19 protein-coding genes and 1 pseudogene are annotated in these 22,510 nt (G+C 71.8%); 3 read left to right on the forward strand and 17 right to left on the reverse strand.

Features of this window, described 5'->3' with window-relative positions; genetic code table 11:
- Positions 1–331: 331 nt before the first annotated feature.
- Positions 332–1,600 carry a tyrosine--tRNA ligase gene (gene tyrS / locus Vau01_RS27875; RefSeq protein WP_203998344.1) on the reverse strand — a complete coding sequence of 423 codons (1,269 nt, stop codon included), beginning with the start codon at positions 1,598–1,600 and terminating at the stop codon, positions 332–334.
- A 71-nt stretch (positions 1,601–1,671) separates the two neighbouring features.
- Here tyrS and Vau01_RS27880 point away from each other — a divergent pair, with 71 nt between their 5' ends.
- Complete coding sequence (locus Vau01_RS27880) at positions 1,672–3,042, forward strand: AAA family ATPase (RefSeq protein WP_203998346.1); 1,371 nt, start codon at positions 1,672–1,674, stop codon at positions 3,040–3,042.
- On the opposite strand, the gene Vau01_RS27885 is transcribed toward Vau01_RS27880, so the two are convergent.
- The 7 genes from Vau01_RS27885 to Vau01_RS27915 form a co-directional block, all read right to left on the reverse strand.
- Positions 3,016–4,884 carry a propionyl-CoA synthetase gene (locus Vau01_RS27885; protein ID WP_203998348.1) on the reverse strand — a complete coding sequence of 623 codons (1,869 nt, stop codon included), beginning with the start codon at positions 4,882–4,884 and terminating at the stop codon, positions 3,016–3,018. The two genes, Vau01_RS27880 and Vau01_RS27885, sit on opposite strands and share 27 nt — an antisense overlap.
- Entirely contained in the window at positions 4,844–6,925 is a 2,082-nt protein-coding gene (locus Vau01_RS27890; protein WP_203998350.1) for an MMPL family transporter, read from the reverse strand. The genes Vau01_RS27885 and Vau01_RS27890 overlap by 41 nt, the downstream gene beginning before the upstream one ends.
- A gap of 101 nt (positions 6,926–7,026) precedes the next feature.
- On the reverse strand, positions 7,027–8,199 hold the full coding sequence (locus tag Vau01_RS27895; protein WP_203998352.1) for an RNA polymerase sigma factor: 1,173 nt from the start codon (positions 8,197–8,199) through the stop codon (positions 7,027–7,029).
- Complete coding sequence (locus Vau01_RS27900) at positions 8,193–8,540, reverse strand: YciI family protein (RefSeq protein WP_203998353.1); 348 nt, start codon at positions 8,538–8,540, stop codon at positions 8,193–8,195. The genes Vau01_RS27895 and Vau01_RS27900 overlap by 7 nt, the downstream gene beginning before the upstream one ends.
- An 85-nt stretch (positions 8,541–8,625) precedes the next feature.
- The gene (locus tag Vau01_RS27905; RefSeq protein ID WP_203998355.1) at positions 8,626–9,180 is read right to left on the reverse strand and encodes a Uma2 family endonuclease; all 555 of its coding nucleotides are present in this window, start codon (positions 9,178–9,180) and stop codon (positions 8,626–8,628) included.
- 9 nt (positions 9,181–9,189) lie between these two features.
- The gene (locus tag Vau01_RS27910; RefSeq protein WP_203999063.1) at positions 9,190–9,852 is read right to left on the reverse strand and encodes a response regulator; all 663 of its coding nucleotides are present in this window, start codon (positions 9,850–9,852) and stop codon (positions 9,190–9,192) included.
- A gap of 32 nt (positions 9,853–9,884) precedes the next feature.
- Positions 9,885–11,033, reverse strand: coding sequence for a sensor histidine kinase (locus Vau01_RS27915; RefSeq protein WP_203998357.1), 1,149 nt, complete (start codon positions 11,031–11,033; stop codon positions 9,885–9,887).
- 121 nt (positions 11,034–11,154) lie between these two features.
- On the opposite strand from Vau01_RS27915, the pseudogene rarD reads away from it, so the two are divergent.
- Positions 11,155–12,063, forward strand: a pseudogene (rarD, locus tag Vau01_RS27920) (EamA family transporter RarD); the annotation flags it as partial.
- A gap of 39 nt (positions 12,064–12,102) precedes the next feature.
- Here rarD and Vau01_RS63570 read toward each other — a convergent pair.
- The 7 genes from Vau01_RS63570 to Vau01_RS27950 form a co-directional block, all read right to left on the reverse strand.
- The gene (locus Vau01_RS63570; RefSeq protein ID WP_239151908.1) at positions 12,103–12,777 is read right to left on the reverse strand and encodes an SRPBCC family protein; all 675 of its coding nucleotides are present in this window, start codon (positions 12,775–12,777) and stop codon (positions 12,103–12,105) included.
- Positions 12,778–12,795: 18 nt separating this feature from the next.
- The gene (locus Vau01_RS27925) at positions 12,796–13,641 is read right to left on the reverse strand and encodes an FAD binding domain-containing protein (protein ID WP_203998363.1); all 846 of its coding nucleotides are present in this window, start codon (positions 13,639–13,641) and stop codon (positions 12,796–12,798) included.
- Positions 13,638–16,019, reverse strand: a complete 2,382-nt coding sequence (locus tag Vau01_RS27930) for a xanthine dehydrogenase family protein molybdopterin-binding subunit (protein ID WP_203998366.1) — start codon at positions 16,017–16,019, stop codon at positions 13,638–13,640. Before Vau01_RS27930 ends, Vau01_RS27925 begins: the two co-directional genes overlap by 4 nt.
- A 12-nt stretch (positions 16,020–16,031) precedes the next feature.
- Positions 16,032–16,628, reverse strand: a complete 597-nt coding sequence (locus Vau01_RS27935) for a (2Fe-2S)-binding protein (protein WP_203998369.1) — start codon at positions 16,626–16,628, stop codon at positions 16,032–16,034.
- Positions 16,629–16,731: 103 nt separating this feature from the next.
- Positions 16,732–17,865, reverse strand: coding sequence for an XdhC family protein (locus Vau01_RS27940; protein ID WP_203998371.1), 1,134 nt, complete (start codon positions 17,863–17,865; stop codon positions 16,732–16,734).
- Positions 17,858–18,943 carry a vWA domain-containing protein gene (locus tag Vau01_RS27945; protein ID WP_239151910.1) on the reverse strand — a complete coding sequence of 362 codons (1,086 nt, stop codon included), beginning with the start codon at positions 18,941–18,943 and terminating at the stop codon, positions 17,858–17,860. The genes Vau01_RS27940 and Vau01_RS27945 overlap by 8 nt, the downstream gene beginning before the upstream one ends.
- On the reverse strand, positions 18,940–19,863 hold the full coding sequence (locus tag Vau01_RS27950; RefSeq protein WP_203998374.1) for an AAA family ATPase: 924 nt from the start codon (positions 19,861–19,863) through the stop codon (positions 18,940–18,942). Before Vau01_RS27950 ends, Vau01_RS27945 begins: the two co-directional genes overlap by 4 nt.
- 98 nt (positions 19,864–19,961) lie before the next feature.
- On the opposite strand from Vau01_RS27950, the gene Vau01_RS27955 reads away from it, so the two are divergent.
- A complete protein-coding gene (locus tag Vau01_RS27955; RefSeq protein ID WP_203998377.1) occupies positions 19,962–20,474 on the forward strand; it encodes a hypothetical protein in 513 nt (170 codons plus the stop codon).
- On the opposite strand, the gene Vau01_RS27960 is transcribed toward Vau01_RS27955, so the two are convergent.
- Together Vau01_RS27960 and argH are read right to left on the reverse strand one after the other, a co-directional pair.
- Positions 20,450–21,097 (reverse strand): DNA-3-methyladenine glycosylase, encoded by a 648-nt coding sequence (locus tag Vau01_RS27960; RefSeq protein WP_203998380.1) that lies wholly within the window; start codon positions 21,095–21,097, stop codon positions 20,450–20,452. The genes Vau01_RS27955 and Vau01_RS27960 overlap by 25 nt on opposite strands.
- Complete coding sequence (argH, locus tag Vau01_RS27965; protein WP_203998383.1) at positions 21,067–22,500, reverse strand: argininosuccinate lyase; 1,434 nt, start codon at positions 22,498–22,500, stop codon at positions 21,067–21,069. Before argH ends, Vau01_RS27960 begins: the two co-directional genes overlap by 31 nt.
- Positions 22,501–22,510 lie beyond the last annotated feature (10 nt).

The raw sequence follows: 22,510 nt of genomic DNA on the forward strand, positions 1-22,510 counted from the left end.
GCCCTTGCTGGGCCCGGTTACTACCTTAACCGCTTCCCGGCCCGAGTGCAAAATCGGCGTTTACCGATTTCTTGCTCTACACCGGTGGACATGGTTCTAAATGACCGCTTGGGCCCTCTAGTCAGTCCAGTGAGTTCGGCAAGCCGTCCGCGTAGAACCGCGCACGTTTCCTTGCCGATCTCGAAGCTTACCCCCACTCTCACCGGCCACGCAAGTGACCGGATCAAGATCCTTCCGGGGTTATCCCCGAACCGGGGCCGTGAGGCCCGTTGCCGAGGCGTCGACAAACGTACGCGCGACGCCCCGGCAACGTCAAATCGGGCGACCCGGATCACACTCCGAGATCGACGCCGGCCACCGTCTTCTTGCCACGCCGCAGCACCAGGTACCGCCCGTGCAGCCGCTGACCTGCGGGAACGGGCTCGTCTGCCGCACCGGTCACCCGTTCGTTGTTCAGGTAGGCGCCGCCCTCCGCGATCACCCGGCGTGCCTCGCCCCGGCCGGCCACCAGGCCGGCCAGCCGCATCAGCTCGGCCAGCGGCGCGTCCGCCGGCGCCGTGACCAGCCCGGCCTCCGCCAGCGCCGCCCGCAGGGTGGAGACCGGCAACGACGCCAGGTCGCCGCGCCCGAACAGGGCCCCGCTGGCGGAGACGGCCGCGGAAGCCTCCTCCGCGCCGTGGACCAGACTCACCACCTCGAGGGCGAGCTTCTTCTGCCCGGCCCGCAGGTGCGGCCGCTCCGACGTCTCCTTCTCCAGCGACGCGATCTCCTCGCGGTCGCAGAACGTGAAGACGCGCAACAGGTGCGCCACCTGCGAGTCCGGCGTGTTCACCAGGTACTGGTACAGCGCGTACGGGCTGGTCATCGTGGGATCGAGCCACAGCGAGCCGCCACCGGACGACTTCCCGAACTTCTTGCCGTGCTCGTCGGTGATGAGCGGCGTGGCGATCAGGTGCACCGTCTCGCCGGTCACCCGCCGGATGAGGTCCGTGCCCGCGGTGAGGTTGCCCCACTGGTCACTGCCGCCGAACTGCAACCGGCACCCGTGCCGCCGGAACAGCTCCAGGTAGTCCATGCCCTGCAGGATCTGGTAGCTGAACTCGGTGTAGTTGATGCCGAGCTCCGAGTTCAGGCGGGCACTCACCGCGTCTTTGGCGATCATCCGGTTGACCCGGAAGTGCCGCCCGATGTCGCGCAGGAACTCGATCGCCGACAGCTGCGACGTCCAGTCCAGGTTGTTGACCATCGTGGCCGCGTTCGGACCGGAGAAGTCGAGGAACGGCTCGATCTGGGCCCGGAGCCGGTCGACCCACTCGGCCACCGTCTCCAATGGATTGATCTTGCGTTCGGAGTCGGGGTTCGGGTCACCGATCAGGCCGGTGGCGCCGCCCACCAGGGCGAGCGGCCTGTGCCCGGCGAGCTGCAGCCGCCGCGCGGCGAGCACCTGCACGAGGTGCCCGATGTGCAGGCTCGGGGCGGTGGGGTCGAACCCGACGTAATAGGTGACCGGCCCCTTCGACAGCTCGGCGCGTAGTGCGTCCAGGTCGGTGGAGAGCGCGATCAGGCCGCGCCACTGCAGTTCGTCGATAGCATCGGTCACGTCGGCGATTGTCGCAAACCTCCGGGCCGCCGGGCGCACGCATATCCCAAAGCAACAGGACGATGGGAGGCATGACACCTGAAGACGCCGTCGCCTTCGGCAGCACCTTCACCGAGTTCATGGACTACGTCCGCACCATCGCCCCCGCCAAACCGAGTTCGCTGGTCGCCCGCCTCACCGACCACCTCGGCCAGCCTCCCGACAAGCTTCCCGTGGTCACCTCGCCGTTCCCGGTCTACCAGCACGCCAACCTGCAGGTCGCCATCGATGCCTATCTCGCCGTGGAGGGCCGCACCCACGACCTCGTCGGTGCCGCCGGGCCGGGCCGGGAACACTTCACGTTCGCCGAGATCATCGCGAGCTCCGGCGTCCGCGGCATGTACGGGCTCGGCACCGCCGACTACATCTCGGTGCCCGTCGGGATCGACGCGGAGATGGCCTGCGTCAGCTTCGGCATCTTCCTGATCGGCGACGGTGACAGCCGCTTCGCCGTCCTCCTCCGGTACAGCACCCAGCGCGGCCCGCAGCCGCGCTGCGAACTCGACGTGCTCGCGCCCGACACCGGTACCGCGCGGCGCTTCCTCGCCGAGATCCAGGACCTGATCCGCAAGCACAACCTGCTGCGCGGACAGGTCATCTCGTTCGAGCCGCACGAGTTCGGGCACGGCGTCGGCCCGCTGAGTTTCCACCGGCGACCGCAGATCGACGCGGCCGACGTGATCCTGCCGCCGGGCACGCTCGACCTGATCCACCGGCAGGTGCTCGGCGTCGCCGAACACCGCGACCGCCTGCTGGCCGCCGGTCACCACCTCAAGCGCGGCGTGCTGCTGTTCGGGCCGCCCGGAACGGGCAAGACCCACACCGTCCGGCATTTGATGGGACGCCTGCCCGGCGCGACCGTGGTGGTGCTCACCGGCCTCGGGCTGGGCGCCGTCCGCGAGGCCTGCGCGCTGGCCAGGCAGGTCACGCCGGCGCTGGTGGTGCTGGAGGACGTCGACCTGGTCGCCGAGGAGCGCATGCCCGGCGGTCACCAGAACCCGCTGCTGTTCCAGGTGCTCAACGAGATGGACGGCGTGGCCGGCGACGCCGACGTGGCGTTCCTGCTCACCACCAACCGGGTCGACCTGATCGAACCGGCGCTCGCCCAGCGGCCGGGCCGCGTCGACGTCGCCGTCGAGGTCCCCCGCCCCGACGAGGACGGCCGCCGCCTGCTCCTCGACCTGTATGGGCGCAACCTGAAGCTCACCGGCGCGGAGGTCGACGAGCTCGTCACGGCGACGGCCGGCGCCACCGCGTCGCTGTTCTCCGAACTGGCCCGCCGCGCCGAACTCCTCGCCGCCGTCGCCGGGGAGCCGACGGCCACGGCCGCGCAGACCCGCGCGGCGCTGGCGGAACTCCAGGCGAGTGCCGCCGCCCTAACCCGGAGCGAGCATCGGGCGTAGTGCGTCCAGGACCGCGGGATCTTCGATGGTCGAGGGGACGGGTTCCTCCCGGCCGTCGGCGATTCCGCGCATGGTCTTGCGGAGGATCTTTCCCGAGCGGGTCTTCGGGAGGGCGGGCACCACGGTCACCTGGCGGAAGGCGGCCACCGGGCCGATGCGGTCGCGCACCAGCGCGACAAGCTCACGAGCCAGCTCGTCGGGGTCCACCGAGACGCCGGCCTTCAACACCACCAGGCCGCGCGGGACCTGGCCCTTCATCGAATCGGCGACGCCGATCACCGCGCACTCGGCGACGGCCGGGTGCGCGGCGAGCACCTCCTCCATCGCGCCGGTCGACAGCCGGTGCCCGGCGACGTTGATGACGTCGTCGGTGCGGCCCATCACGTACAGGTAGCCGTCCTCGTCGAAGCGCCCGCCGTCGCCGGTGAGGTAGTGGCCGGGAAACGCCGACAGGTACGACGACACGTAGCGCTCGTCGTCGTTCCACAGCGTGGGCAGGCAGCCCGGCGGCAGCGGCAGCCGGATCACGATCGCGCCGTCCGTTCCCGGCAAAGCGTCGTCGCCGGCGGCGTCGACGACCCGCACGGCATAACCCGGCACGGGGACGGTCGGCGAGCCGGCCTTGGTCGGCATCGGTTCCAGCCCCTGCAGGTTGGCGACGATCGGCCAGCCGGTCTCGGTCTGCCACCAGTGGTCGACGACCGGCACGCCCAGCTTGTCCACCGCCCAGTGGTACGTCTCGGGATCGAGGCGCTCGCCCGCGAGGAACAGCGTCGACAGCGACGAGAGGTCGTACCGCGCGAGCAGCGCCCCGTCGGGGTCCTCTTTCTTGATCGCCCGGAACGCGGTCGGCGCGGTGAACAGCGCCTTGACGCCGTGCTCCTGCACCACGCGGAAGAACGCGCCGGCGTCCGGCGTCCCGACGGATTTTCCTTCGTAGAGGACGGTCGTGGCGCCGGCGAGCAGCGGCGCGTAGACGATGTACGAGTGCCCGACCACCCACCCGACGTCGGACGCCGCCCAGAACACGTCACCCGGTTGGATGTCGTAGACCGCGCCCATCGACCACCGCAGCGCCACCGCGTGCCCGCCGTTGTCGCGCACGATCCCCTTCGGCCGGCCCGTGGTGCCCGACGTGTACAGGATGTACAGCGGATCGGTGGCGGCCACCGGCACGCACGGGACGGGAGAAGCGCCGCTCACCACGTCGTCCCATGAAACGAAGCCCGAAGCCTCAGCCTGCGGACGCTGCCGGACCACGATGTGGTTCGGTTTGAAGGAACTCAAGGCCAGCGCCGCCTCCAGGAGCGGCCCGTACCGCACGACGCGGGTCGGCTCGACGCCGCACGACGTCGCGACGATCACCACCGGCCGGGCGTCGTCGATCCGCGCCGCCAGCTCGCTGGCGCCGAACCCGCCGAACACCACCGAGTGCACGGCGCCGATGCGGGCGCAGGCGAGCATCGCGATCACCGTCTCCGGGACCATCGCCATGTACAGCACCACGCGGTCACCCTTGGAGACGCCGAGTCCCCGCAACGCGCCCGCGAAGAGCGCCACCTCGTCGCGCAGCTCGGCGTACGTGTAGGAACGCTGAGCGCCCGTCACCGGGCTGTCGTAGATCAGCGCGACCCGGTCGCCGTGGCCGGCGAGGACGTGGCGGTCGAGCGCGTTGTGGCAGGTGTTCAGCTCCCCGTCGGGGAACCAGCGGTAGAAGGGCGGGTTGTCGGCGTCGAGCACCCGCGTCGGCGGCCGGGACCACTCGATGGCCCGGGCCGCCTCCGCCCAGAATGCCTCCGGCTCAGTGATGCTCCGCTGGTACGCGCTCAGGTACGGGCCCATCCGCTGATACTGCACCGATCCGGGCCAGCTTAGAAGGCCACCAGGACCGCGGGCCGGTATCGAGCACCAGTGCCGGTACCAGCAGCGACCGGACCACGAACGTGTCCAGCAGCACGCCGACGGCCACCGTCACGCCCAGCTGCATCATGAAGACCAGTGGCAGCACGGCCAGCACCGAGAACGTCGCCGCGAGCACGAGGCCGGCGCTGGTGATGACGCCGCCGGTCACCGCCAGCGCCCGCGGCACACCGACCGCGTGCCCGTGCCGGGCGGTCTCCTCGCGGGCCCGCGTCATCAGGAAGATCGTGTAGTCGACGCCGAGGGCGACCAGGAACAGGAAACCGTTGAGCAGCAACGAATTGTCGACCGTCGGGAACCCGATCAGGTGGAAGATCATCGCGGACGCACCCAGAGCGGCGCCGAACGACAGCACCACGCTGAGGAGCAGCAGCACGGGTGCCACCACGGCCCGCAGTAGCACCACCAGGACCAGCAGCACCACCACCAGGATCACCGGCAGCACCACCCGCAGGTCCCGGTTCATGGCGGTGTCGGCGTCGAGCCCTTCCGCGGCCGGCCCACCGACGAGGGCGGCCGGGTCCGCCGTGCGCACGGCTGCGCGCACGGCACCCACCGTCTTCCGCGCTCGTGCGCTGTCGGACTCCGCGGTCAGCGTCAACGGGACGCGCACCCAGGCGCCGTTCGTCGACCGTTCCGGTTCGCCCAGCTCGGCCACCCCGGCGATCCCGCCCAGCGCGGCGGTGACCTCGGCCTGCCGGTCGGCCCGGGCGTACACGTCGGTCGGGCTGTCGGAGCCGGCCGGGAAGTGGCGACCGAGCTCCGTCATGCCCCGCACCGAGTCCGGTGTCGTCACGAACGACGCGCTCAGCGGGAGTCCCGTCGACATGGTCGCGACACCCGCGGTCAGCGCGGCCAGGACCACCGCGGTGCCCATCCAGACCACGCGGGGCCGCCGCGCGCCTCTTTTCACCAGGCGGGCATATCGCGACCCCACCGGCGCGAGGTCCGGACGGAACCTGGGGGTCGCGGGCCAGAACACCCAGCGACCGCAGACCACCAGCACCGCCGGCAGCAGCGTGATCATCGCCAGCAGCGCCGACCCGATGCCGAGCGCGGCCACCGGGCCGAGGCCCCGGGTGGAGTTCATGTCGGCCAGCACCAGGGCGAGCAGCGCCAGGATCACCGTCGCCGACGACGCGACGATCGCCGGCGCGCTGCGGGCGAGCGCCCGTCGCATGGCGGTGTGCCGGTCCGGTTCCCGGTGGAGTTCCTCCCGGTAGCGCGAGACCAGCAGCAGCGCGTAGTCGGTGCCCGCGCCGAACAGCAGCACGGTGAGAATGCTGGCGCTGGCACCGTCGACGACCAGGCCGCCGTACCTCGCGCTCACGGCGACCAGTGCCTGCGCCACCGTCACCGCCGCGCCGACCGCGACCAGCGGCACGAACAGCAGCAGCGGGCTGCGGTAGGTCACCAGCAGCACCAGCGCCACCACGCCGGCGGTCACCAGCAGCAGCACCGAGTCGAGCGACTCGAACGCGCCGTCGAAGTCGGCGCCGATCGCCGGGCCGCCGGTCACCCACACCCGCAGGCCGGCCGGCCCGCCGGTGATCTGCTCGCGCGCCCGCTCGACGATCGGACCGACCGCGTCCTCGGCCGCCTGCTCGGCGGTCAACGGCATCCGGACGAGGATCGCCGTGCCCTTCTCGATCGGCGGCGTGGCGGCGAGCGCTTCCGCGTCCTGCCGCGCCTTCCGCCGGTCGTCGTCGGTCAGGCCGCTGTCGCGGACGTAGAGCAGCAGCAGGTACTCGGGGTCGCCGCGGGTGAACTCGCGGTCGGCGAGGTCGAGTGCCCGGGTCGAGCCGGCGTCGGCCGGCAACCAGTTCCGGGCGTCGTTGGTCTCGACATCACCGATGCGCCCGGCCACGATCGTGGCGATCGCGATGACGAGCACCCAGCCGGCGACCACCAGCCACTTGGTCCGGCGGCCCGACGGGATGGCCGCGATCCGTTCCCAGGACATGTCGTCCCCTCCTCTGTCGTCGCCGACAGCGTGGGGATCGACGGAGGTCGCGCGCATCAGCGCGGGAGCGTGCTCTCTGTGTACGCACGCCGACGTACTTGCTACTCCGCGAGTCGCCGGTCGAGGAAGCGGCGTTCGGCGCCGTCGTCGGTGAGGTCCCGCGCCCGCCGGTAGGCGGCGCGTGCCTCGTCCGCGCGCCCGAGCCGGCGCAGCAGTTCCGCCCGGGTCGAGTGCAGGTAGCGGAAGTCGTGCAGGCCGAGCCCGTCGACGATCCGCAGGCCGGCCTCCGGCCCGTCGGTCTCGGCGACGGCGATGGCCCGGTTCAGCTCGACGACCGGCGAGGCGGTCAGGCGGCCGAGCTCGCCGTACAGGGCGGCGATCTGCGGCCAGTCGCACGGCTTTTCGGCGTGCAGCGAGGCGATCGCCGCCTGCAGGACGTAGGGCCCGCGTCCGCCGAGGGCGATGGCCCGGTCGAGCTCGGCGCGGCCCCGGGCGATCTGGGTGGCATTCCACCGGGCCGGGTCCTGGTCGCCGAGCAGCACCAGCTCGCCGTCGGCGAACCGGGTCTCGCGGCGGGAGTCGTGCAGGAGCATCATCGCCAGGAGCCCGCGCACCTCGGGCTCGCCGGGAAGCAGTTCGCTCAGTGCGCGTCCCAGCCAGATGCCCTCGGCCGCGAGTTCGTCGCGGCCGCCGTAGCCCTCGTTGAAGATCAGGTAGACGACGGCGAGCACGGCGTCGAGCCGTTCGCGCAGCAGGTGGTCCGGCGGCACCCGGAACGGGATCCCGGCCGCCTTGATCTTGCGCTTGGCCCGCACCAGCCGCTGCGCCATCGTGCGCTCCGGCACGAGGAACGCGCGGGCGATCTCGTCGGTGGTCAACCCGCCCAGGGTGCGCAGGGTGAGCGCGACCTGCGCCTCCAGCGCGAGCGCCGGGTGGCAGCAGGTGAAGATCAGCTCCAGTCGCTCGTCCGGAAACGCGGTCTCCATCGGCACCTCGGCGGCGCTCTGTGTCGCGGCGGTCTGTTTGGCGGCGCTCTGTTTGGCGGCGAGGGTCCGGTCGCGGCGGATGCGGTCGACGGCCCGGTTGCGCGCGGTCCGCATCAACCAGGCCCGCGGGTTGGCCGGCACGCCGTCGCGCGGCCACCGGTCGGCCGCGATGGCGAACGCCTCCTGCGCGGCGTCCTCGGCAAGGTCAAAATCACCGAGGACGCCGATCAGGGTGGCCAGGACGCGTCCCCATTCCGCCCGGAAGACGTCGCCGAGAGCCGTTACCAATACACCTCCGACGGCCGGATCTCGACGGCGCCGCCGTGGCGCGCCGCCGGAACGCGGGCCGCCACCTCGATGGCCGCGTCGAGGTTGTCGGCCTCCAGAATGAACAGGCCGCCGACGGCCTCCTTCATCCCGACGAACGGCCCGTCGGTCGTGAGGGTCCTGCCGCCCTCGACCCGCACGGTGGTCGCGTTCTCCGCCAGCCCGAGCGGCGGCATGGAGGTGACACCGGGCATCTCGTTGATCCCCTGGTAGTCGGCGTAGACCTGCTTCTGCTCGTCCTCGCTGAGCGCGGCCTGTTCGTCGAGAGCCGGGCCCTGGTAGATCAACATGACGTACTTCATCGCTGCCTCCCGTGTCGGTCGCGGTTTCGTCGCAGTAAGACGAACACAGCGCCGGAAAATCGACAGCGCGACACGGAGAATCTGATCAGTCCAGGTGGTCGGCGGGGGCGGTGGTCAACAGCCAGGCCAGCGGCAGCTTCGTCGCGACCTCGTACTCGCCGGACGGGGCCAGGCGGTGCAGGGTCACGGTCTGCGCGGCGTCGCGGTCGACCAGCCAGTACCGGGCGATGCCCGCGCGGGCGTACTCCTGCCGCTTGACCATCTCGTCGGTCGCCTCGGATCCCCGCGACACGATCTCGACCACCAGCAGGAGATCGGTCAGCGCGAGCCAGACGCCGCGCGGTTGCGGTTGTGACCACACCGTCAGGTCGGGGATCCGGCCGGCGTCACCGTTCGGCCCGGGAACCCGGATGCCAACCGCCTGGAGAACCTGGTCGGCAGACCAACCCGCGGCGGCGAACCAGAACATCAGACGGCTGGCGATCGTGGCGTGCTCCGAATCGGGCGGCGGCATGATGGAGACCCCTCCCCCGGAGCTCATCTCGTACCGATGGCCGTACCGATCGGCGGTCATCATCGCAGTCAGGTCGTCGAGCGTCACGACAGGCGGCATCTGTTGCCCCACGGCTTCCGCAGTCATAAGCCAATCCTACGGGCGGGGGATGTCCAGGCCGCTCTGGTACGCGAGCACGACCAGCTGTGCGCGGTCGCGGGCGTTGAGTTTGGTCAGGGCGCGGCTCACGTGGGTGCGCACGGTCGCCGGGCTCACCACCAGTGCCGCCGCTATCTCGTCGTTCGACAGGCCGGTGGCGACCCAGCCGACGATCTCCCGTTCGCGGTCGGTCAGGGTGGACAGGTCGGCGGTCACCGGGCGGGTGGTCGGTGCGGCGCCGCCGAAGCGCTCGATCACGCGGCGGGTGACCTTCGGCGACAGCAGGGCCTCGCCGGCCGCCACCACGCGGATACCGCGCAGCAGCTCCGCCGGCTCGGCGTCCTTGGTCAGGAAGCCGGCGGCACCGCGGCGCAGCGCCTCGAAGACGTACTCGTCGAGCTCGAACGTCGTCAGGATGACCACGCGACACCCGCGCAGTTGCGGGTCGGCGGTGATGCGGCCCAGCGCGTCGAGGCCGTCGAGGCCGGGCATGCGCACATCCATCAGCGCCACGTCGGGCGTCGTCGCGCGGATCAGGTCGAGGGCGGCGGCGCCGTCACCGGCCTCGCCGACCAGGTCGAGGTCGGGCTCCACCTCGATCATCGTGCGCAGGCCCATGCGCATCAGCGGCTGGTCGTCGACCAGCACCACCCGGATCACGAGCCCCATGGTGCCCTCGCACACGTGCTCGGTCACGCGCGCACCGGCAGGCTGGCCCACACCCCGAACCCGCCGCCGTTCCGTGGTCCGGCCGCGAACGTTCCGCCCACCGCCCGGGCCCGCTCGCCCATGCTCGCGAGCCCGGTTCCGCCGGCCTCGCCGTCGACGGGGCCGCCGACTGTGCCGTCGACAGGGCCGCGGCCGTCGTCGGTCACCGTGATCGCGACGGTGTCCGGGCCGTACGTGATTTTCACTGCCACGTGACGCGCGTGAGCGTGCCGGACCGCGTTCGTGAGCGCCTCCTGGACGATCCGGTAGCCGGCCACGTCGACCGGAGCCGGCACCGGGAGCGGTGTCCCGTCGACGTCGAGCCGTACGGCCAGCCCATCCACGTCGGTGGCGGCGACCAGCGCCGGCACGGCGGCGAGCCCGTTCACCGGCGCCGAGCCGAGCGTTCCGGTGAACGTGGCCAGGGTGGCGCGCAGCTCGTCAAGCGCGCCGTTGCTGGCCTGGCGGATCGCGGTCAGCGAGCGGGCCAGCGGCTCGGCCGCCACCGGGCCGGGCTTGCCCAGCACGTGCAGCGCCGCACCGGCGTTCACGCTGATCACGGCGAGACTGTGGCCCACCACGTCGTGCACCTCCTGCGCGATCCGCAACCGCTCCTCGTAACCGGCCTGCCGGCGCGCCTCGGCCAGCCCGCGGCCGAGGGCCTCCCGCCGCAGCCGCACCGCCACCCCGGCACCGACCGCCGCCGCGATCCAGACCGTCGACCCGATCAGCGTGGCGAGCGGCCCCTCCTTGTCGTTCTCGAACCACAGTGCCCACGCGACGTGCACCACCACGGTCGCCAGCCCGGCGACCTTCGTGAACCGCCCGTCGCGCCAGGCGGCCACGGAGTACAGCGCGACCCCGCTCAGCAGGAACACCGGGCCGTACGGGTACCGGAACTGGAGGAAGACGATCGTCGCCGCCAGCGCCACCGCGAGCGCCACCCCCGGCCACCGCCGCCGGACCACCAGCCCGCCCGCACCCACCGCGACCAGAACAACGCCCAGCGCGTCCATCGGCCGCGCCTCGTCCTGGCCGTTGCCGGCCGCCCCCGACGTGACGGCGACCAGCACACCGACCACGACCGCGAAGAGCGTGTCGGCCACGAGCGGATGCACCCGCCACCACCGCATGCTGCCCGACTCTACGGACGGCACCCCACGAGCGCGTCAGCACGCCGACGTACATCGGATGGCGTATGAGCCCGGTCACGGCAAGGACCGATTACCCAGATGAACCCTTACCGTGGCTGACGTGAGCTCCGTTCGCCGTGGTTACCTGTTCGGCATCGCCGCATACCTCGGCTGGGGATTCTTCCCGCTCTACTTCAAGCTGCTGGAGCCGGCCGGCCCGAACGAGATCCTCGCCCACCGCATCGTGTGGTCGACCGTGTTCATGGCGGTACTGCTCGCCGTGCTGCGCCGGTACCGGTTCCTGCGCGAGTTCGTCCGCCAGCCGAAGCGCGTCGCCGGGATGGCCCTCGCCGCCGTGCTGATCGGGCTCAACTGGTTCGGCTTCATCTACGGCGTCGGCACCAAGCAGGTCGTCGAGATCTCGCTGGGCTACTTCATCACGCCGCTGGTGAGCGTGGTGCTGGGCGTGCTCGTGCTGCGCGAGCGGCTGCGGCCGATCCAGTGGGTGGCGGTCGGCGTGGGCGGCGTCGCCGTCATCGTGCAGGCGGTCGACCTCGGCCGGCTGCCCTGGCTCGCGCTGCTGCTCGCCGCCAGCTTCGGCTCGTACGGCCTGCTCAAGAAGCAGCTCGGACTGCCGGCGGCGGAGGGCATGTTCGTCGAGTCGACCATGCTGGTGCTGCCGGCCCTGGTGTACCTCATCGTGCTGGCCGGATCGGGCGACGCGACGGTCGGCAAGACGTCGGTGGCGCACACGGTGCTCATCGTGCTCGCCGGCGTGATGACCGCGCTGCCGCTGATGAGCTTCGCCGAGGCGGCCAACCGCGTACCGCTCACGGCGCTGGGCATCCTGCAGTACATCGCGCCGATCATGCAGTTGGCCACCGGCGTGCTGATCTTCCACGAACCGATGCCGCCGGCCCGGTTGGCGGCGTTCGGCCTGGTCTGGATGGCGCTGGTGGTGTTCACCTGGGACGGGCTGCGGCAGCGCCGCGCCCGGCTGGCGTCAGCCGCAAATTCATTGCCCGCGGCGACAGCCGCAGATTCAGCGCCCGCGGCGACAGCCGCAGATTCAGCGACGGCGCAACGAACGCACCAGAACCCACGCGATGACCGCGAGCACGAGCGCACCGAGGCCGTAGACGGCGGTCTTGCGGGCGGCGTCGGTGCTACCGGCGAGGCGGAAGAGGTCGACCGGCTCGGCCTCGTCGAGCGTGGCGGTCGCGGCCGGGGCCGCCGCCGGCTGCACGTCCCCTGACCCACCCGACACGGCGGCGGCCTCGACCGGCGCCGCCGGCTCGTCGCCGCCGCCCAGCTTGCCGGCCAGGCAGTCGGCGAACTGGCCGAGCAGCTTGGCGCTGACGTCGGAGATCATGCCGCGGCCGAACTGGGCCGGCTTGCCGGTGACGGTGAGATCGGTGACGACGTCGACCAGGGTCTCCTCGCCCTGCCCGACCAGATGCGCGGTGATCGTGGCACCGGCGGTGCCGGCCGAGCGGGTGTCGCGCCCGCTCGCCTCGACCACCACACGGTGGGCCGCCTCGTCGCGCTCGACGAAGCGGCCCTTGCCGCTGTAGGTGAGGCCGATCGGCCCGAGCTTCACCTTGACGGTGCCGGTGAACTCATCGCCCTCGACGCCGGTGAGCGTGGCGCCCGGCATGCACGGGGCGACTCTTGGCAGGTCGAGCAGCACCTCCCACGCCTTCTCCACCGGGACGGGCACCGTGAAGGTGTGCTCGAGCTTCATCGTTGAAGACCTCCGCTGTCAGCCCAGCGCGGACAACACCGCGCGCTCAGTCAACACCCTAGCCAGATGCGTGCGGTACTCGCGCGAACCGGTCAGATCGTCGGACGGTTCGGCGCCGTCGGCCGCGTGCGCGGCGGCCGCCCTGACGGCGTCCTTGTCGGCTCCGGCTCCCGCCAGGGCCGACTCCACGGCGTTCGCCCGCACCGGCTTCGGTCCCATGTTGGTGAGCGCGACGCGGGCCTCCGCGATGCTGCCGTTGCTGCGCTTCACCAGCGCCGCCACGCCGACCAGCGCCCAACTCTGCGCCGTGTGGTGGAACTTCTCGTAGTGGCTCGACCAGCCGGTGCGCTTGGGCACCCGCACCGCGACGAGCACCTCGCCCGGTTCCAGCGCACTCGTGAGGTAGTCGACGAAGAAGTCGGCCGCGGGTACGGAACGCCGCCCGTTCGGGCCGGCCACCTCGAAGACGGCCTCCGAGGCGACGGCCACCGCCGGCAGGTCGCCGGCCGGATCGGCGTGCGCCAGCGCGCCGCCGAACGTGCCGCGGTGGCGCACCTGCCGGTCGGCGACCGTCGCCGTGGCCTGTGCCAGCAACGGCGCGTGCTCGGCGACCAGCGGATCGCGCAGCACGGTGGCGTGCGTGGTCATGGCGCCGATGACGAGGTCGTCGCCGTCCTCACGCACGCCGCGCAGGTCGGCGATGCCGCCGAGGTCGACCACGGTGGTCGGCGCGGTGAGCCGGAGCCGCAGCAGCGGCAGCAGGCTCTGGCCGCCGGCGAGGACCTTGGCGTCCTCGTCGGCCAGCGCCGCGACGGCTTCGTCCACAGTGGACGGCCGGGTGTAATCGAACGCCGCCGGGATCACTTGGCACCTCCGGACTGGATGGCCCGCCACACCCGCTCGGGCGTGCACGGCATGGCGACGTCGTTGACCCCGAACTGGCGCAGCGCGTCGACGACGGCATTGACCACGGCGGGCGTCGACGCGATCGTGCCCGCCTCGCCGACACCCTTGGTGCCGAGCGGATGGTCGGGCGCCGGTGTCTCGGTGCGGTCGGTGGTGAAGTCGGGCAGGTCGGCCGACGACGGCAGCGTGTAGTCGACGAACGTGCCGGTGAGCAGGTTGCCGTCGGCGTCGTAGACGGCCTCCTCGAACAGCGCCTGCGCGACGCCCTGCGCGATCCCGCCGTGCACCTGGCCCTCGACGATCAGCGGGTTGACCACCTTGCCGATGTCGTCGACCGCCACGTACTTGCGGATGCTGACCCGGCCGGTCTGCGTGTCGATCTCCACCGCGCACAGGTGGGTGCCGTGCGGGAAGGAGAAGTTGACCGGGTCGTAGGTGGCGTCGGCGTCGAGCGTCGGCTCGATGCCCTCGGGCAGGTCGTGCGCGGCGAACACCGCGAGCGCGCAGTCCTGGATGCTCTTGCCCTCGCCCGGCGTGCCGCGCACCTTGAACTGGCCGCCGCTGAACTCCAGGTCGTTCGGGTCGCATTCGAGCATGTGCGCCGCGATCGGCTTGGCCTTGTCGACCACCTTCTCGCAGGCGTTGTACAGCGCGATCCCGCCGACGGCGAGCGACCGGCTTCCGTAGGTGTCGAGGCCCTTGTGCGAGGTGCGGGTGTCGCCGTGCAGCACCTCGATGTCGTCGAACGGCACGCCGAGGGAGTCGGCGACGATCTGGCTCCACGCGGTCTCGTGGCCCTGGCCGTGCGGCGACGACCCGGTGACCACCTCGACCTTGCCGGTCGGCAGCATCCGGACGCTCGCGGTCTCCCAGCCGCCGGCGCCGTACCGCAGGCTGCCGAGGACGCGCGACGGCGCGAGCCCGCACATCTCCGTGTACGTCGAGGTGCCGATGCCGAGCTGCACCGGGTCGTTCGACTCCCGACGACGCTGCTGCTCGGCCCGTAGGTCGTCGTAGCCCAGCAGATCCAGTGCCTTCTCGGTGGCCGCCTCGTAGTTGCCCGAGTCGTAGGTGAGCCCGCAGACCGTGGTGTACGGGAACTCCTCGTGCGTGATCCAGTTGCGGCGGCGCACCTCGATCGGGTCGAGGTTCAGCTCCACCGCGAGCTCGTCCATGATCCGTTCGATCGCGTACGTGGCCTCGGGCCGGCCGGCACCGCGGTACGCGTCGGTGAACGTGGTGTTGGTGAACACGCCGAGGCACTCGAACCGGTACGCGGGCACCTTGTAGATCGCGTTGTACATGAACGCGCCGAGGATCGGCACGCCCGGCGTCACCAGGCCGAGGTAGGCGCCCATGTTGGCGTGCAGCTTCACGCTGAGGGCCTTCAGGTGACCCTCGCGGTCGGCCGCGATCTCGATGTCCTGGATGACGTCGCGGCCGTGGTGGGCGGTCAGCAGGCTGTCGGACCGGGACTCGGTGTACTTGACCGGCTTGCCCATCTTCTTCGCCGCCATGAAGGCGATCAGTTCCTCGGGCGTCACCTGGAGCTTGCCGCCGAACCCGCCGCCGACGTCGGGCGCGACCACGCGCACCTTGTGCTCCGGCGTCCCGGTGATCATCGAGACGAGCAGCCGCAGGATGTGCGGGATCTGCGTGGCCGACCAGATCGTGTACTGGTCACCGGTCGGGTCGACGACGACGCTGCGCGGCTCCATGAACGCGGGGATCAGCCGCTGCTGCTTGTACCGCCGCTTGAGGTGCACCTCGGCGCCCTCGATCGCCGGACCGACCGCCTCGCCGGTGCCGGCCTCGGCCGAGTCGAACACCCACGTGTACGACTTGTTCGTGCCCTTGTCGGCATGCACCAGGTCGGCGCCCTCCTCCAGGGCCGCCTCCATGTCCATGATCGCCTGCAGCGGCTCGTAGCCGACCTCGATCGCGGCGAGCGCGTCGATCGCGGCGGCCCGGCTCCGCGCGACCACGACGGCCACCGCTTCGCCCACGTGGCGCACGGTGTCGACGGCCAGCGGCAGGTGGTCGGGGTGCACCATGTCCTCGGTGACCGGCCAGGCGCACGGCAGGCCCGGCTGTTCCACGTCACGGCCGCTGAACGCGGCGACCACGCCCGGTTCGCGGGTGGCCGCGGAGACGTCGACCGAGGTGATCCGGGCGGACGCGAACGGGCTGCGCAGGATCGCCAGGTGCAGCATGCCCGGCAGGATCACGTTCTCGGTCCAGGTGGTGCGGCCGGTGATCAGCCGCGCATCCTCTTTGCGGACGCGCGGGGCGCCGACCTCCCGCTTCGCGGTTACCGGCTCTTCGGTGATTGTCATGTGACGCCTGCCTTACGGAGCCGGGACCGGGACGACTTCTTCGGGGACGTCTTCGCGCGGCAGCCCGGCGTCGGGCGTGCCCGCCTCACCGGCCTCCGCGTTCGACGAGAACGAGGTGACGCCCTCGGCGCGCATGATCTCGGCCGCCGCACGCACCGCACGCACGATGTTCTGGTAACCGGTGCACCGGCAGAGGTTGCCCTCCAGACCCTCCCGGATCTCGGTGTCGGTCGGGTCGGGGTTCTCGCTGAGCAGGTCGACCGCGGCCATGATCATGCCGGGGGTGCAGAAGCCGCACTGCAACGCGTGCTTCTCGTGGAACGCCCGCTGCACCGGGTGCAGCGAGTTGTTCGGGCCGGCCAGGCCCTCGATCGTGGTGACCTCCACGCCGTCGGCCTGCACCGCGAGCACCGAGCAGCTCTTCACGCCGCACGGATGCCCGTCGGGGCCGGTCATCAGGATGGTGCAGGCACCGCAGTTGCTCGTGTCGCACCCGACCACGGTGCCGATCTTGCCGAGCTGGTCGCGCAGATGATGGACGAGAAGCGTGCGTGGTTCGACGTCGTCGTCGTACCGGACACCGTCGACGGTGACGCTGATCCGGGTCATGGGACCTCCCGGCTGCAGGATTGGGTGTGTTGCTGTTCACACAATCTTGTTGAGCCGGAAGCCGCAAGGCCCTTCGCGTAACCCGCCGGAAATGAGGGTCGCCTTACTCGACGAGTTCGTGGTGGATGCGGCCGTCGAGGGCCGTGAGGCGGTTTCCGGTGCCGCCCCACCGGGCGGCGATGATTTCGGCGGCGATGCTCACGGCCGTCTCCTCGGGGGTCCGGGCACCGAGATCGAGCCCGATCGGCGACGCCAACCGGTCCAGTTCCGCCCCGGTGAGCCCGGCCTCGCGCAGCCGTTCGAGGCGGTCGTCGTGGGTGCGGCGGGAGCCCATCGCGCCGACGTAGGCCAGCGGGAGCCGCAGCGCCGTCTCCAGCACGGGCCCGTCGAACTTCGGATCGTGGGTGAGCACGCACACCACGGTGCGCTCGTCAACCAGCCCCTGCTCGGCCTGCGCCGTCAGGTACCGGTGCGGCCAGTCGACCACCACCTCGTCGGCGTCGGGGAACCGCGACGTCGTCGCGAACACCGGGCGGGCGTCGCACACCGTCACGCGGTACCCGAGGAAGCCGCCGATGCGGGCGACGGCGGCGGCGAAGTCGATCGCGCCGAAGACGATCATGCGCGGCGGCGGGGCGTAGCTGGCGACGAAGAACGTCAGGTCCTCGCCGCGCCGCTCGCCGGAGTAGCCGTAGTGGAGCTGGGCGCTGCGACCGGTGGTGAGCAGGCCGCGCACGTCGTCGGCGACGGCCGCGTCGAGGCGGTCGCTGCCCAGCGTGCCGTCGACCCGGTCGGTCCAGACCACCAGGCGGCGCCCACGGCGTCCAAGAGGATCTTCAGCCGGTGCCTCGACACACGTCGCCACCGCGACCGGAACGCGGTCGCGGATCGCGGCCGCGACCGCGCCCAGCTCCGGGAACGACGAACGGTCGACCCGCTCCACGAACACGTCGATGATGCCGCCGCAGGTGAGCCCGACCGCGAACGCGTCGTCGTCGCTGACCCCGAACCGCTGCAGCACCGGCTCGCCGGAGGAGATCACCTCCTTGCCCAGGTCGTACACGGCGCCCTCGACGCAGCCGCCGCTCACGCTGCCGACCGCCGACCCGTCCGGCCCGACCAGCATCGCCGCACCGGCCGGACGCGGCGACGAGCGCCAGGTCCCCACGACCGTTCCCATCCCGACCGGTTCCCCCGCGGCCCACCACCGGTGCAGGTCCGCCAGCACGTCACGCACGAGCGATCACCCTCACCAACTCCTCCAGCGCGTCGAGGCTGTGCCCCGCCACGAAGTCGTCACAGAACGGCAGAGCGGCCGCCATGCCGCCGGCGAGCGGCGCGTAGCCGCTCTTGCCCCGGTGCGGGTTCACCCACACCAGCCGGTACGCCAGCCGGTGCAACCGGCCGACCTGGGCCGCGAGCAGGGCGGGATCGCCGCGCTCCCAGCCGTCGCTGCAGATCACCACGACGGCGCCGCGGGCGGTGCCGCGCTGCCCCCACCGGTCCACGAAGGCGCGCAGGGAATCGGCCAACCGCGTGCCACCGTGCCAGTCGGGGATCACCGCGCCGGCCGCGGTCTGTGCGGCGTCGGGGTCGCGGTGGCGAAAGGCCCGGGTGACGCGCGTGAGGCGCGTGCCCAGCGTGAAGACCTCGGTGCGGGTGGGGCGGAGGCGCACCGCCGCGTGGGCGAAGCGCAGCAGCGCGTCGGCGTACGGGGTCATCGAGCCGGAGACGTCCACCAGCAGCACCAGCCGACGCGGGCGCCGCAGCCGGCCGCGGCGCCGCAGCGCGGTCGGCTCGCCGCCGTTGCGGATCAACGCGCGGACCGTGCCCCGCGCGTCCACCTCGCCCCGCGACGCGGGCCGGCGCCGCCGGGTGCGACGCGGCGCGGTGCCGGGGGTCAGCAGCGCGAGGAGGCGACGGACCTCGGCGCGCTCGCGCGCGGTGAGCGCGGCGACGTCGCGGGTCCGCAGGATCTCGACCGTGCTGGTGGAGACGCCGACGGTGCCCTCTTCCTCGTCGTCTCCGGCAGCTCCCGGTGTGCCACCGACGAATGGCGCGGTCATGCTCGGCATGGTCGGTGCCGTGGGGAGCGGTTGCCGCTTCGTGCTGTTGCCGAAGTAGGTCCGGAAGACCCGGTCGTAGATCGGAAGGTCGTCGGGCTCGGCACACAGCGTGAGCCGGCCGGCCCAGTACAGCTCGTCGACGCCGAGCAGGTCGACGGCCGCGAGCATCGCCGGCACCCGGTGCGCGTCGGCGACCACCCCGGCGTCCCGCAGCGCCCGGGCGAACCCCACCAACGCCGCGACCGTCACAGGATGTCCTGGATCGTGGCGCGGACCCGCTCGATGTCCTCCCGGTACTTGAGCACCGCGCCGAGGGTGGCGGCGGCCGTCTCCTTGTCGAGGTCCGTGGTGCCGAGCGTGTCGAGCGCCGCGGCCCAGTCCAGCGACTCGGCGACACCGGGCGGCTTGATCAGGTCGAGCTCGCGCATCTTTCTGGCCGCGCTCGCGACCTGCGTGGCCAGCCGCTCGGCGACGTCCGGCAGCCGGGTGCGCAGGATTTGGGTTTCCCGCTCCACGTCGGGGTGCTCCACCCAGTGGTAGAGGCAGCGCCGCTTGAGGGCATCGTGGACCTCGCGGGTGCGGTTGCTGGTGAGAATGGTCAGCGGCGGGGTTTTCGCCTCGATCCGCCCGAGCTCCGGGATCGTCACGGCCGCGTCGGCGAGCACCTCCAGCAGGAACGCCTCGAACTCGTCGTCGGCCCGGTCGACCTCGTCGACCAGCAGCACGCAGGGGCTCTGCTCCAGCGCCTGCAGCAGCGGCCGGGCGATGAGGAACCGCCGGTCGTAGAGCCCGTTCTCGAGGTCCTTCCTGCCCTCGGCCTCGGCGGCGCGCAGGTGCAGGATCTGGCGCGGGAAGTCCCAGTCGTAGAGCGCCTGTGCGGCGTCGAGGCCCTCGTAGCACTGGAGACGTACGAGCTGCGCGCCGGTCGCTTTCGCCAGCGCCGCGGCGAAGGCGGTCTTGCCGACCCCGGCGTCGCCTTCGAGAAAGAGCGGGCGGCGCAGTCGCAGGGCCAGGTATCCGGCCATGGCCAGGCCGTCGTCGGCAAGATAACCGGTGGACGCGAGCAGCGCGGCCAACTCGGCCGGTGACGTGGGGTCGTTGGTGGCCGCCGCGCCACCGCCCGCCGCGCCGGTGTCGTGCACGGCCTGTTCTGCGTTCCCGGCGCTCATGGGCCTACTATGCGCCCGCCTCGGCCAACCGGCCAGATCTTGGCCCGGGTTGCGGACTTTTCACCTTTTACTCATGAAAGCGCCTTAGCCTCGCACTCATGTCGTTAATGCGCATTCCGGCCGCAGTTGCCCTTTGCGTCGCCACCGCCCTCGGCCTGGCCGTCGGCGCCACGACCGGTGCCGCCGCGGCCGGATCCGACACCCGACTGACCCACGCCCAGGCCGTCAAGCAGATGGACGCCGCCGGCATCACCTGGGACGCCAGCGGCAACTGCACCGAACGCACCCGGCCGGTGTGCACGTCGTTCACCGGCGTCCGCCAGTCCACGATCGACGGCCTCCGCACGCTGAAATCGGCGAGCAGGTGCCCGATCGTGGTCACCGGCGGCACCGAGACCGGGCACGCCAGCGGCACCTACAGCCACTGGAACGGCTGGAAGATCGACGTCCGGCGCAACGCCTGCGTCGACGCCTACGTCGCGAAGTGGTTCAAGCCGATCGGCGAGGTGGCCGGCTGGGGCATCCAGTACCGCGCCAAGTCCGGCAACCTGTACACCAACGAGGGCCACCACTGGGACATCCTCTTCTACAGCTGCGGCTGCCGCTCCTGAGCGCGGGCGCGGGGAACGTGGCGGCGGTAGGTGCTCACGGTCGGGTCGTCGGCGTACCAGAAGCGCCAGGGAATGTCGTGGGCGCCGGTCACGCCCACCCGGGGGCCGGCCTCGATCTCGGGCGGCTCACCCACGGCACGCGGCCGACGCAGGCGCACGGCCGAGCCGAGGGCGAGCAGGTCGACGCCGTAGTGCTCACGCGTGATGCCCAGCGTCGAGCACAACCGCGCCGGCCCCCGGGCCAGCTCCGCGTCCCGCCGGGCCGCGGGTCGCCGTTCGCGGGCGGTCGCCAGCCCACGGACCACCTCGCCGGCCCGCAGCAGCACCGCCGAGGCCTCCCCGTCGGGTCCGCAGACCACGTTCATGCACCAGTGCATCCCGTACGTGAAGTACACGTACGCGAACCCGGCCGGCCCGAACATGATCTCGTTACGCGGTGTGCGTCCCCGAAACGCATGTGACGCGGCATCGCGCATCCCCGCGTACGCCTCCGTCTCCGTGATGCGGACCGTGACCCCGCCGGCGGACAGCGCGCACCCGAGCAGACCGCGCGCCGCCTCCTCTACCGGCCCGGCCAACAACCGACGCAGGCTCAGCGCGGGACCACGTTCTCGCCGGCCCATTCGCGCCAGCGGTCGATCCGGCCCGCCGCCGTCGCCAGCTGGTCCGAGACCGGACCCGGCCCGGTCGACCCGGGCGTCATCCGGGCCGCCAGGGCCCCCGCCACCGACAGGACGGAACGCACGTCGGGGGTCAGATGGGGACTCACCGACGCCAGGTCCTCGTCGGTGACCTCGTCGAGGGCGCAGTCGCGGGCGGTGCAGATCACCACGAGTTTGCCGGTGATCTCGTGGGCCTCGCGGAACGGGACGCCGCGGCGGACCAGCCACTCGGCGACCTCGGTCGCCAGCGTGTACCCGCGGGGCGCGTCGAGAGCCATCCGCTCCTCGTCGACGCGCATGGTGGCGATCATGCCGGTCATCGCGGGCAGCACGAGTTCGAGCGTGTCGACGGCGTCGAAGACCGGTTCCTTGTCCTCCTGGAGGTCGCGGTCGTAGGCGAGGGGCAGGCCCTTGAGCATCGCGAGCGTGCCGGCGACGTGGCCGATCAGGCGGCCGGACTTGCCGCGGGCCAGTTCGGCGATGTCGGGGTTCTTCTTCTGCGGCATGATCGACGACCCGGTGGCGAAGGCGTCGTCGAGCTCCACCCAGCCGAACTGCGGGGTGGTCCAGATGACCACCTCCTCGCCCAGCCGGGACAGGTGCACACCGACCAGCGCCGCGACGAAGAGGAACTCCGCCGCGAAGTCGCGGTCGGCGACCGCGTCGATGGAGTTCGCGGCCGGGCTGTCGAAGCCCAGTTCCTTGGCGACCTGCGCCGGGTCCAACGGCAACGAACTTCCCGCCAGGGCTCCCGCGCCCAGCGGCGACACCGCGGCCCGCTTGTCCCAGTCGCGCAGCCGGTCGAGGTCGCGCAGCAGGGCCTGGACGTGCGCCAGCAACTGGTGCCCGAACGAGATCGGCTGGGCCGGCTGCAGGTGGGTGAAACCGGGCGCGGGCGTGTCGATGTGCCGGCCGGCCTGGTCGGCCAGCGCCGACGCCAGCTCGGCGAGCCGACCGGCCAGCCCGCGGACCCGCTCGCGCAGGTACAGCCGGAGGTCGGTGGCCACCTGGTCGTTGCGCGACCGGCCCGCCCGCAGCTTGCCGCCCAGCGCGCCGAGCCGTTCGAGCAGCCCGCGTTCGAGCGCGGTGTGCACGTCTTCGTCGTCGACGGACGGCCGGAACTCGCCGGCGGCGCAGGCGGACTCCAGGTCGTCGAGCGCGGCGAGGATCCGGCCGAGCTCGTCGGCGTCGAGCAGGCCCGCGCGGGCCAGGACACGGGCGTGTGCGCGGGACGCGGCGAGGTCGTACGGGGCGAGCCGCCAGTCGAACTGCACGCTGACGGACAACCGGGCGAGGGCCTCGGCCGGCCCGCCGGTGAATCGCCCGCCCCACAGCCGGGTGGCGCCATCGGTCTGCTGGGTCACGCCTCAGATC

This window comes from Virgisporangium aurantiacum (genome assembly GCF_016863635.1).
Lineage (GTDB): Bacteria > Actinomycetota > Actinomycetes > Mycobacteriales > Micromonosporaceae > Virgisporangium > Virgisporangium aurantiacum.